This is a genomic window from Saccharothrix longispora (assembly GCF_030852425.1).
Classification (GTDB): domain Bacteria; phylum Actinomycetota; class Actinomycetes; order Mycobacteriales; family Pseudonocardiaceae; genus Actinosynnema; species Actinosynnema longispora.
In genome coordinates this window covers 111,901-122,250 of record NZ_NSDM01000020.1, presented here as the reverse complement: position 1 = coordinate 122,250, position 10,350 = coordinate 111,901, and the positions used below count along the sequence as shown (strand labels likewise).

The following is a 10,350-nucleotide window of genomic DNA, read 5'->3' as shown; positions in this document are numbered from 1 at the left end:
CCGGTAGTTAAGCCTTCCAGCGCCGATGGTACTGCACTCGTGAGGGTGTGGGAGAGTAGGACGCCGCCGAACATTCTTTCCCCGAGGGGCGCTTCAGTCGAAGCGCCCCTCGGGGCTTTTGCGTGCTCATCAGCGGAGTCGGGTCGCAAGGGCTTCGCCGAGCAGGGTGCCCGACAGCCAGGCGGTTTCCACCTTCGGTGAGCCCCACGCGTCGCCGGCGATGCCGATCAGGTCGTCGTCCAGGTGGAACGTGGCCGTGCCGGGGGTGGCGGGCCGGGCGAACGTCCACCGGTGCACGTGGACGCGCACGGCGGCTTCCGACAGGTGGAGCAGGTCGCGGACAGCTGCTTCGACGTCCTCGGCCGCTGCGGCCGCTGCGGCCACGTACTGCCCGGCGAACGCGTCCCCGGTGTGCGCGACGAGCACCGGTGCGTCGTCACCGCGGCGGCTGCCGTCGTCGAACAGCGTCGTCAGCACCGGGTCGTCGTTGACGAACGCCCCGTGGAACGGCGCCCAGTCGCGCGTCGGGTACTCCAAGGTCGCGACGAGCGACGGCAGCCAGTCCTGCGCCCGGGCGGCCGTGCGCGCACCGCCGAGGCGGAGGTCGAGCAGGCGCAGCGCCTGCGGTCCGGGCATGGCGAGGACGACCGCGTCGGTCGGTGTGTCGTCGACGCGGGGACCCGGCCCGACCCACTCGACGGCGTGCCCGGTCACGACGTCCAGGCCGGACGCCAAGTCCGCGACGAGGGACCGGAGCCCGCCGGAGGCGGCCCAGCGCACGGGACCGGTGGTGTGCGAGACGCCGCCGGCCGAGTGCACGGCGAGCGTGTCGGTCCACTCCCGGGCCAGGCCGGCCCCCTGCCAGCGCGTCACCACGGCGGCGAACCGGTCGTCCGACACGGTGAAGTACCCGGCGCCGATGTCGACCCGCCGACCGCCGTAGCGCTTGGTCGCCATCCGGCCCCCGACGACCGGTGCGCGTTCGAGGACGCGCACGGCGATCCCGCTGTCGGCCAGCGCGCGGGCGCAGGCCACCCCGGCGATGCCCGCACCTACCACGACGACACCCACGATGATCACTTCCTCGACGAATCGTCACGTTCCGGCGGACGAGAGGGCTGACCGGGCGACACCCTTGGGGCGTGCGGGTGACGCAGAGCCGGGCGCTCGCGGTCCGTCCCTACGGTAGCGGCGTGGACAGCGGGTAGCGGGGCGAGGAGGCAGCGGTGCCGTGGCGATCGCGCAGACGCAGACACGGGGGCAGGCACGCCCGTGCGCGCCCGCCCACCGACCCGGCCTGGGCGGCGGCGCTGTTCGCGCTGATCCTGCTGATCGCCCTGGTCCTGCTGTTGTTGACCTACCTGTAGGTCATTCGACGGGTTTCAACGAGCTCGTGGGGAAGCGCCGCTCGTTGCGCTCGATCTTGGCGAACGCCGCCTCGACCAGGTCCACGTCGAGCTTGTCGGCCAGCCGCACGAGGTAGTGGACGACGTCGGCCAGCTCGTCGCGCACGTTCCAGGCCAGCTCGGGGTCCTCCATGGCGCGGGCGGCCTCCTCGGGGGTGAGCCACTGGAACAGGTCGGTCAGCTCGCCGACCTCGCCGGACAACGCCATGACGAGGTTCTTGGGCGTGTGGTACCGGTCCCAGTCGCGGGCGGCGGCGAAGCGGCGCAGCGCGTCGCGGAGGTCTTCGAGGTTGTTCATGCCCGCAGGGCTATCACATGGACGCACGGACATGCGTCGCAGACGCTGGACGATGGTCCACCGGGCGGCGCCTTGGTTGGCTTGCCGCATGACAATCCTGGTTATCGGAGCCACCGGCAAGACCGGTCGTCGCGTCACCACCGCACTCGCCGAACGCGGTGTCGAGCACCGTCCCGCGTCCCGGGGCGCGGGGGTCCGCTTCGACTGGGACGACCCGTCGACGTGGCGGTCCGCCGTGGACGGTGCGACGGCGGTGTACCTGGTGCCGCCGCCGACGACGCTGGACGACGCGGAGGTGGCGGCGTTCGTGCCGGTCGCCGTGGACGCGGGGGTGCGGCGGATCGTGCTGCTGTCGGCGCGGGGGATCTCGCCGGACGACGGGCGCGAGCGCGCCGTGCGGGAGTCCGGTGTGGACTGGGTGGTGCTGCGGCCGGCGTGGTTCTCGCAGAACTTCAGCGAGGACTTCTTCCAGCCGCAGGTGGCGGCGGGGCAGGTGGTGCTGCCGTCGGGCGGGGACGGGGCGCACCCGTTCGTCGACGCGCGGGACATCGCGGACGTGGCCGTGGCGGCGTTGACGCAGGAGGGGCACGCGGGGGCGGTGCACGAGCTGTCGGGTCCGCGGGCGCTGTCGTTCGAGGAGGCGTTGGCGGTGCTGGGCGACGTGTCGGGGCGGGCGGCCCGGGTGGTGGACGTGCCGCCCGCCGAGTTCGTCCCGATGCTGGTCGGCGGCGGGCTCTCGCCGCAGTACGCGGAGGTGTTGACGATGTCGTTGACCGCGATCCGCGACGGGCACGACGCGGCGCTGTCCGACGGGGTGCCGTCCGTGCTGGGGCGGGAGGCGCGTTCGTTCGAGGACTACGCCAAGGGGGCGGCGGGCTCCTGGGCCTGAGCGAGCACGAACAGGTGCTCCTCGTCGGGCTGGCCCTCGCTGTCCGGGGAGAACACGGTGGCGCGGGTCTCGACGACGGTGAACCCGGCGTTCTCGACGCGTCGCAGCAGGTCGGGGGTGGCGAAGCTGGTCAGGCGCACGGTGTGCCCGAGGAAGGGCACCTCCAGGTCCTCGACGTCCAGGGGCACGGTGATCAGCGCCAGCAGGCCCGCGGGTTCGAGCCGGCCGTGCAGCCTGGCCAGGACGTCCTCGACCTCGGCGCGGGTCATCTGGAGGAACGGGAAGAACGCGCAGACCGCGTCGAAGCGCTCGTCGGTGTCCCACGTGCGGATGTCGGCGTGCACGAACTCGGCGCCGGGGACCTGCTCGCGGGCGATGTCGACCATGGCCCGGGACACGTCGACGCCGACCACGCGGTGGCCGGCGCGGGTCAGGTCCTCGGCGACGGGACGCCCGGTGCCGCTGCCGACGTCGAGGACGCGGGCCCCGGCGGGGAGGCGGTCGAGGAGGGTCCGGACGGCGGCGTCGACGGCGGGCGGACGCCCGAACGCGTCCTCGTAGCCGCGGCCGACGGAGTCGAACAGCTCGGCGGCGGTGAGGGGCTGGTCCACGGTGTTACCTCCTGGGGACGGGGGTGAGGTGTCGCCCGCCTGGCAAGGCGGTGAGGACGAGGCCGAACAGCAGGCCGTTCAGCTCCTCCACGTCGAGGTGGAGGTGGCGCGCGACGTGGTGCGGGGTGGTGCCGCGGGCGCGCAGGGCGGTGAAGACCTTGGTGAGCAGCTGGGACGTCTCGTGCCGGGCGGGGTGGTGGTCGCGCGCCAGGTTGGCGCAGACGGTCGTGTGCCGGCCGGAGGTGAGCAGGCCCAGGTCGTGCAGGCGGTGGGCGAGGGCGAGGGGCGCGACGCCCCAGGTGGCGGCGTGGGCGCGGACCTGCTCGGTGACCGGGTTGCGGGGCACCGAGGCGAGGAGGGCGGCCCGGGGGAGGAGGAAGGCGCGCGCGAACGCGTGCGGGTCGCTCGTCCCGGTGAGGCGGCCGAGTTCGCGCGCGGCGGCGTCGCGGGCGTCGGCCGGGTCGAGGAAGGCGAACGGGGTGCCGGCGTGGCGGAAGGAGAACGGGCCCGCGCCGGCGCAGTCGGGCGGCAGGGAGAAGACGCGCACCCCGTGGGCCTCGAGGAGGTGGACCATGGTGGGAGCGGGTCGGTGCGGCATGCCCCAGCGGGCGCGCAGCATCGTGGCCGCGGTCTCCGGGTCGGGGTGCTCCCACGTCGGCACGTCCGGCTCGGGGAGCGCGAACCGCGCGTCGAGCCAGCCGGCGAAGCCGAGCGCCAGGCGCGCGGCGGCGGTGGCCCTCGCGCGGTCGGGCCCGTCGCCGGTGAAACCCGGGTCGACGTGCGGGACCTCGTCGCCCTCCAGGAACGGGGCCGGGAACCCCAGGGCGGCGGCCAGCTTCAGCGTCGTGGCCGGTCTCGGCCGTCGTCGGCCCTGCTCGTAGTCGGCGACACCCGCCACGCCCGCCTTGCGCGCCAACTCCGCCGCGGTGAGGCCGCGCCGGGTGCGGGCGAGGACGAGGCGGGAGGGCGTGAGCATGATCGGGTCATTCTCGCACCCTCACCGGGACGTCGACCTCGTGCGCCGCCCTCATGGGCGGCAGGGGGCCGAACTCCAGCGGCGGCAACGTGATGCGGTGCGCCCACCGGTCCACGACCTGGCCCTGCGGCGTGGGTTCGGGCTGCGACACCTCGCGCAGGACGGTCGTCCGCTCGTCCTCCTGCACGACGTAGGTGACGAGGAACCACAGCTTCCACTCGTGCGCGTGGAACGAGTCGAACAACGACAGCTGGTCGTGGTCGTTGCCGCGCATCATGGCCGCGATGGCGGGACCCTTGGCGTAGTCGCTGCGCAGCGGGGCGAGGGGGTTGCCGGTGCTGCGGTTGCCCTGGAGCGTGCCCAGCACGACCGGCTTGGACGGGTGCTGCACGAGCCCCGCGTTCCACTTGTCGACCTTCGTCCAGCCCTCGGCCACCAGCACCTCCCGCAGCCGGCCGACCCGGTGGACCCAGTCGAGCAGGCCGGCCCCGTTGGTGGGGCCGAGGGGCGGTGCGCTCAGCCTCGCGTCGACCCCGGCCCAGATCGCCTCGTCCAGGTGGTCGACGCGCAGCCCGAGCCCGGCGAGCCGCGCGTGGTGGTCCGCGGTCAGCTCCGTGGCGTTCGACGTCGTCATACGTGCAGGTTAATCCCGCGCACCGACAATCCCGGCGGCCGTCGGGGGCGGCTCAGCGCGCGAGCTGCTCCAGGTACTCCTGGGTCTCGGCGTCGGTCGAGTACACGCACACGCCGCGCATCCCGCGGGTCAGCAGCACCTTGTAGGTGTTCCTGACGAGCCTGTGGAAGTGCTCCTCCGGGGCCTTCCTCACCGCGGGGTCGTGGGAGTGCTCGCGGCGGGCGACCCACCGGCCGTCCCGGCGGACGAAGTCGGGGCCGAAGATGACGCCCGCCCAGTCGTACTCGAAGCCCTGCGCCGTGTAGACGCAGCCGACCTGACCGAAGCCGCGTTCGTCGCTCGCCCAGTAGTGGGACTCGGGTGCGTCGGGGACGCGCTTGTCCGGTTTCGCGTTCCACGGGCGTCGCCAGTCCCCGATCTCCACGTCGTCGACGAGCGCCTTGGTGCCGTCCACCACCACCGGGTCGCTCCAGCGCCAGCAGTAGCCGGCGGCCAACCGGGCTGTGCCGCGGAACTCCGACCGCTGCGCCAGCAGCCACGCCTCCAGATCGGCGGGTGAGCCGGCGGAGCGCACGACGAAGTCCTCGTCCTCGCGGGTGACCAACTCCGACCAGGGGGTCGCCCGGCGGTAGCCGATCCCGAGCAGACCGGCGACCCAGGCGTCGAAGAACTCGGAACCGCCGCAGCGGTACTGGCCGGCGAGGTGCACGACCTCCACCCGGCAGCCGAGGGCCTCGGCCGCGGCCGTGATCTCCTGGAGGGACCCCATCTCGCCGGGCCGCACGACCTGGTGCTCGTCGAGCAGGAACACCGGCACCGACGCCGCGTCGATCAACTCGACCACCTGGCGGCGGGCGCGCTCCCTGACCTCGGCCCTGGTGTACCGGTTGACGCTGGTCTCCCGGATGCGGTGGGCCTCGTCGCAGATCAGGACCTCCAGGCCGCGCTGCTCCGCGACCATGAAGTCGTTGAAGTACTTGAACATGCTCCGCACACGAGGAGCGCGCTTGGCGGCCACCTTGCGCATCGTGTTGGTGAACGCGCTGGAACCGGTGGCGTGGTAGGCGCTGCGGCCCCGTCGTGCCAGTTCCCCGAGCAGGCTCAACGCGATCACGCTCTTGCCGGAACCCGGTCCGCCCAGCACGACCACCACGGTCTGCGTCCGGTTCGTCCGGGCGCGCTCGACCGCCTGCAGGACCGAGCTGTAGGCGACCTGCTGCTCGTCGAGCAGCACGAACTGCTCCCGCTCCTGGATCTCCCGCGCGGCGAGGTCCAGGAGCGGCTTCGAGGGTGCGTGCCGGGCGTTGAGCAGGTCGTCCGCGACCCGGTTCGCGGCGTCCCGCGTGGTCGGATCGGTGTCGAGGAGCGCGCGCAGCCGGTCGACCAACCGGGAGCGGGTGTCCATGGTGTACAGGTGGCCGTACTCGTCCATCTCGTACCGGGACAGTCGCCAGACACCCGATTCCAGCGCGTTGTGCAGGTAGGCGAGGCCGTGCACCGCGCCGGGCTGCTCGGCGAGCGACGGGGTGGAGTCCACGAGGTAGTGGCAGTACCTGCGCACCTGCTCCACCGGGTGCAGGACGGGTTCGGGGTAGTGCGGCACCCGCACCAGGTCGTCGCCCGCGGGCTCGGCGTTGGACCACTGCTTGAGTTCCACCAGCACGTAGGACGGGGTGCCGCGGCGCGGGTGCGTGCCGCACAGGACCACGTCCACCCGTTTGGGGTTGTGCGGGAGCTTGTGCTCCAGCAGCACCTCGACGTGCCCGAGCCCGGCGTCCACGACGTCGGTCAGGAACGCGGGCAGGCTGTTCTGCCACGACCGCACCTCGGCCGCCCCGATCCCGGACTCGAACCGGATGCGGGCCTGCTCTTCGAGCAGGGTGTGCAGTCGATCGCGCATGTCGAGCAGTTGCTGCGCACTGCGGCGCACGAGAGCCACTGGTTGATCCCCCACCTGGGCACGCGGAATACACGTGCGGGTGGGGGCAGCGACGAGCGTGCGCTCGGTGCCCGGCGGGCCGCGTGTGGAGGGTAGCGCGCCCCGGAACGGCCGCGTCACGTCACCGCGATCGAGGTGACCGGGGCTCGCCGACCAATGGGTGTCAGCGGCCGCGCCAGACCGGGTGCATGTACCGACGGCGTTCGTCGGGAGCGGGCTCCGTGGTGAACAGGTTGTCGGCGTTCCGGTGGACGCAGTCGATGCCGAGTCGGTGCAGCAGGGCGACACCGTCGGCACCGGGACGTTCCGGGAAGAGGGCCATCAGACGGGTGACCGCGTCCGGGCTGTCCGCCGCGTAGTCGAGCAGCTGGGCGACCGCTTCCCGCACCTTGCCGTGCGTGGCCAGGCTCTTCGCCTCGATGACCACGACATCCGCGTCGTCGCGGTAGTACAGATCGGCTCGTTTGCCGCTCGGCGTGACGAAACTGCGCATCTCGACGTCGGAGCGGAAAGCCCGGTAGTGGGCGACCAGACGAGCTTCGACCCGCTCGTACGCGGTCTGCCGTTCCGCGATCCGATGCCAGACGACATCCACGTGGGTTCGTTCGACGGGGATCACGCGGATGCCCAGCCCGACCAGGTCGGCGGTGGCGTTCAGCTTGGCGCTCAACTCCGCTTCCGCAGTGCCCGGGTTGATGTCGAAAGCAGTGATCAGGCGCCCCGACCTGGGCTCTTCGACGACGCGCTGCCCGTACACGTAGTCACCTGCGGTGAATCCTTCGATGCCCCAGAGATCGGTGATCGGGTAGTCGGTGAGCCGGACGTTGAGGACGCTGTACACGTTGGTGAAGCTCGAATCGTTGGCGTGCTGGTTCCAGAGCAGATCGGCCAAGGGCCCGTTGCGGAAGAGGTGTCCGATCTCGCCGGTGGCCTTGATCTTCTTCTCGCCGACGAACAGCACGACGCCGCCGGAGCGCAACCGTTCCATGGGTTTGTCGTGCCGGGGGATCGCACCCCAGAAGTGCGCCTCGCCGGAAGGGTGCAACTCCTCCAGCTTGGTCAGGTCTGCCTCGGACAGGAGCGAGCGGTAGGGCTCCCGGGTGAAGGCGATGGAACCCTCGATCGTTTCGTGGAAGCGCTTCCTCGTGTCGGGGTTGCCGTAGCAAGGGGCGAGAAGAGCGAGCGTCATGGACGTTCCCCACCGGTTGTCACCTGATCGTGTGGGGGTTGACCTTAGGTCCCGATGTGCTCCTCCGGTGGGCGGGAATCCGTCACGCGCGGATCAGCGAGGGAAAAGCGCACGTCCGGCGAAGAACAGGACACCCGCCAGGCCGGCCGGCGCGATCACCAGCACCAGGTAGGCCCACGCGCCCCCGGTGAAGCCGCCCGGCAGCATGCCCTTGCTCACCACGGTCGTCAGTGCGGCCCAGGACAGGATGGCGGACAGGGTCGAGTTCACCCAGCACACCGCCGACGCCCGCCTGACCCGACGCGCGCCGGCGAGGTCGAGGTGCTCACCCCGGACGAAGGAGCGTGACGAGATCAGGCTCAGGCAGGACAGCAGCAGCCCCGACACCGAGCCGCACCCCGTGGTCCACAGGATGACCCTGAACGCGGGGTAGGTGATCGGCAGGGCCCCGCCGACGACCACGATCGCCGACGCGAGGACCGCGCACACGACCACGCCCCCGGCGCCGAGGCCGACGCACAGCCCGCGCACCTCCCGCACGCGCGTGGCCGGCATCCAGGCGTGGAGCGGTGGGGGGCCGACGGGCCTCACGGGCTGGGCCGCCAGTCCGAGCCGTCACCGTCAGCAGTGCTCGCGTCGGTCAGATCCCCGGTGTTCGGCATCGCCCACGTCGAGCCCAGGTCGCGGACCTTCTGCCGGATCGCGGCCTGTTCGACCTCGATCGTGTTGACGTGCGATTCCATCGCCACGATGGTCGCGCTGATGAGGCCGATCGTCACCCCCGCCGCGCCGATCAGCGCCGCGATCGCCGCCGGGATGCCCACGATCGTGACGGCGGCGCCCACCGCGGCGAGGATGCCGACCACGAACGTGGTCAGCGCGATCCCCATCGCGATCCAGAACATGTCGATCGAGTTCGCCAGACTGGTGAGCGACGAGCGCATCTGCCCGGCGATGTCCTTGACCGCGTTCAGCCCGGCCGCCTGGGGCGGCACCGTCGACTGGTAAGCCCGTGCGGCGCGGCCTTCCCACTCGATGGTGGTGCGGAGCCGGTCCGCCCCGATCGTGCCGGCGATGTCGCCGAGCACGTCGCCGACCCGCGACACCCACTGCTCGCCGACCTGCTTGAGGCGGTCGGAGTCGCCGCGCTGACCGTTCAGCTGCTCGACCCGGTCCCAGAAGTCCCGCAGTCTCTTGTGGAGCAGCGCCATGTTGCGCACGATCGGGTCGACCAGGTGCTCCAGCGGTGCGGGCACCCAGCTCATCGCGCTGTCGACCTGCTCGAAGAACGTCCTGGTGTGCTGGTCGACTTCCCGCGTCCGCTGGTCGACCTCGCGGATGAGGGGGTTCACCGCTCACCGTCCCGCGCGTGGATGCTGTTCATGGCGTGCCGGTTGGCTTCCTCTTCGGCCTCGTAGGTGTTCGCCGCGGCGTGCAGGCTCTCGCTGAGGCCCCGGAAGGCGCGGGTCGCCTGGGCGAGCATGTCCTCCAGGGTCGCGCGGGCGTCGTCGTAGGTGCGGTCCAGGCCCCGGTCGACCGCCCACATGGACACGTCGGCCCCGGTCAGGGCCAGGTCACCGATCGCGGAGCGTGGTCCGTCGAGCCGCTCGGCCGCGGCCGACCAGGCGGCGGCGTCGGAGCGCATGGCGTCCAGTGCGACGGAGATGTCGGTCATGGCAGCAAACCCACCCGTCGCAGCAGTGTGTCCGGATCGCCCGCGAGGGCGGTGAGTTCGGTGATGGCCGGGCTGCGCGGACCGGCCGCGAGGTCGGCGGGGCTGCCGCGGTCGCGGAGCGCCCGCAGGACTTCCAGGATTTCGCGCTCCACCTCGGTGGGGCGGGCGACGCGCGCCCAGCCGGGGTCGATCGCCAGTTCCAGGACCTGCCCGCGTCGGGCCGCGCCGCGCACGTGCCCGCCCCGGCTCTCCACGGTCACCGGGCGGTCCGCGGCCTCCGCCAACCGCCTGGTGAACCGCTCCAGGTCGGCGGAGACGGCGGCCATGAGCCCCAGTACGTACTCCGGTGTGATCCGAGGCCCCGTCCCGGTGGGGGCGGGAGCCGTCGTCACCGGCCTCCGCGCCACCAGTTCGACCTGCTCGGCCAGGGCGCGCGCGGTCGCCGCGTTCGCCGCCGCGACGACGGCCGGACCGAGCGCCCGCGGGTCCACCGACGCCTGCCACCGCGCCGACAACGCCACCGACAGCACCGCCGCGGACTCGTCGACGGTCACGGTGACGGCGTTGTCGACGTCGCTCCCGGACAGCACCGCGGTGATGTCCGGTGCGAGCGCCGGGCGCCGGGCCGGCCGGTGGTCCTCCCCGTCGTCCTCCTCGAACCCGAACTTGAATGTGCCGCCCACGTGCCCCCCTGCGTTCGGTAGCCGGTCGGCTCCGGACTGTATCGACGCGG

General features: G+C 72.3%; 13 protein-coding genes and 1 rRNA gene. 3 read left to right on the top strand and 11 right to left on the bottom strand.

Annotated elements, in window-relative coordinates:
• Window positions 1-72 (top strand): 5S ribosomal RNA (gene rrf, locus CKY47_RS37230); the annotation flags it as partial.
• A 57-nt stretch (window positions 73-129) separates the two neighbouring features.
• On the opposite strand, the gene CKY47_RS33380 is transcribed toward rrf, so the two are convergent.
• Window positions 130-1,080 (bottom strand): NAD(P)/FAD-dependent oxidoreductase, encoded by a 951-nt coding sequence (locus tag CKY47_RS33380; protein ID WP_306750342.1) that lies wholly within the window; start codon window positions 1,078-1,080, stop codon window positions 130-132.
• Window positions 1,081-1,226: 146 nt separating this feature from the next.
• Here CKY47_RS33380 and CKY47_RS33375 point away from each other — a divergent pair, with 146 nt between their 5' ends.
• Window positions 1,227-1,367 carry a hypothetical protein gene (locus CKY47_RS33375; RefSeq protein ID WP_306750341.1) on the top strand — a complete coding sequence of 47 codons (141 nt, stop codon included), beginning with the start codon at window positions 1,227-1,229 and terminating at the stop codon, window positions 1,365-1,367.
• Between the two features lies 1 nt (window position 1,368).
• On the opposite strand, the gene CKY47_RS33370 is transcribed toward CKY47_RS33375, so the two are convergent.
• Window positions 1,369-1,704 (bottom strand): nucleotide pyrophosphohydrolase, encoded by a 336-nt coding sequence (locus tag CKY47_RS33370; RefSeq protein ID WP_306750340.1) that lies wholly within the window; start codon window positions 1,702-1,704, stop codon window positions 1,369-1,371.
• Between the two features lie 88 nt (window positions 1,705-1,792).
• On the opposite strand from CKY47_RS33370, the gene CKY47_RS33365 reads away from it, so the two are divergent.
• Window positions 1,793-2,593 (top strand): NAD(P)H-binding protein, encoded by an 801-nt coding sequence (locus tag CKY47_RS33365; RefSeq protein ID WP_306750339.1) that lies wholly within the window; start codon window positions 1,793-1,795, stop codon window positions 2,591-2,593.
• Here the strand turns inward: CKY47_RS33365 and CKY47_RS33360 are convergent.
• The 9 genes from CKY47_RS33360 to CKY47_RS33320 all read right to left on the bottom strand — a co-directional run bounded on the left by CKY47_RS33360 (window position 2,560) and on the right by CKY47_RS33320 (window position 10,300).
• A complete protein-coding gene (locus tag CKY47_RS33360) occupies window positions 2,560-3,204 on the bottom strand; it encodes a class I SAM-dependent methyltransferase (protein ID WP_306750338.1) in 645 nt (214 codons plus the stop codon). The genes CKY47_RS33365 and CKY47_RS33360 overlap by 34 nt on opposite strands.
• Window positions 3,205-3,208: 4 nt before the next feature.
• Window positions 3,209-4,180: an ImmA/IrrE family metallo-endopeptidase gene (locus CKY47_RS33355; protein WP_306750337.1), complete on the bottom strand. Its 972-nt coding sequence runs from the start codon at window positions 4,178-4,180 to the stop codon at window positions 3,209-3,211.
• A 7-nt stretch (window positions 4,181-4,187) separates the two neighbouring features.
• On the bottom strand, window positions 4,188-4,814 hold the full coding sequence (locus tag CKY47_RS33350; RefSeq protein ID WP_306750336.1) for a hypothetical protein: 627 nt from the start codon (window positions 4,812-4,814) through the stop codon (window positions 4,188-4,190).
• A gap of 52 nt (window positions 4,815-4,866) precedes the next feature.
• Window positions 4,867-6,753 carry a DNA/RNA helicase domain-containing protein gene (locus CKY47_RS33345; RefSeq protein ID WP_371320780.1) on the bottom strand — a complete coding sequence of 629 codons (1,887 nt, stop codon included), beginning with the start codon at window positions 6,751-6,753 and terminating at the stop codon, window positions 4,867-4,869.
• 163 nt (window positions 6,754-6,916) lie between these two features.
• A complete protein-coding gene (locus CKY47_RS33340; RefSeq protein ID WP_306750335.1) occupies window positions 6,917-7,942 on the bottom strand; it encodes a hypothetical protein in 1,026 nt (341 codons plus the stop codon).
• Between the two features lie 93 nt (window positions 7,943-8,035).
• Entirely contained in the window at window positions 8,036-8,497 is a 462-nt protein-coding gene (locus tag CKY47_RS33335; RefSeq protein WP_306750334.1) for a hypothetical protein, read from the bottom strand.
• 32 nt (window positions 8,498-8,529) lie between these two features.
• A complete protein-coding gene (locus CKY47_RS33330) occupies window positions 8,530-9,294 on the bottom strand; it encodes a hypothetical protein (RefSeq protein ID WP_306750333.1) in 765 nt (254 codons plus the stop codon).
• Window positions 9,291-9,617 carry a hypothetical protein gene (locus CKY47_RS33325; protein WP_306750332.1) on the bottom strand — a complete coding sequence of 109 codons (327 nt, stop codon included), beginning with the start codon at window positions 9,615-9,617 and terminating at the stop codon, window positions 9,291-9,293. Before CKY47_RS33325 ends, CKY47_RS33330 begins: the two co-directional genes overlap by 4 nt.
• Window positions 9,614-10,300, bottom strand: coding sequence for a hypothetical protein (locus CKY47_RS33320; RefSeq protein WP_306750331.1), 687 nt, complete (start codon window positions 10,298-10,300; stop codon window positions 9,614-9,616). Before CKY47_RS33320 ends, CKY47_RS33325 begins: the two co-directional genes overlap by 4 nt.
• Window positions 10,301-10,350: the final 50 nt, after the last annotated feature.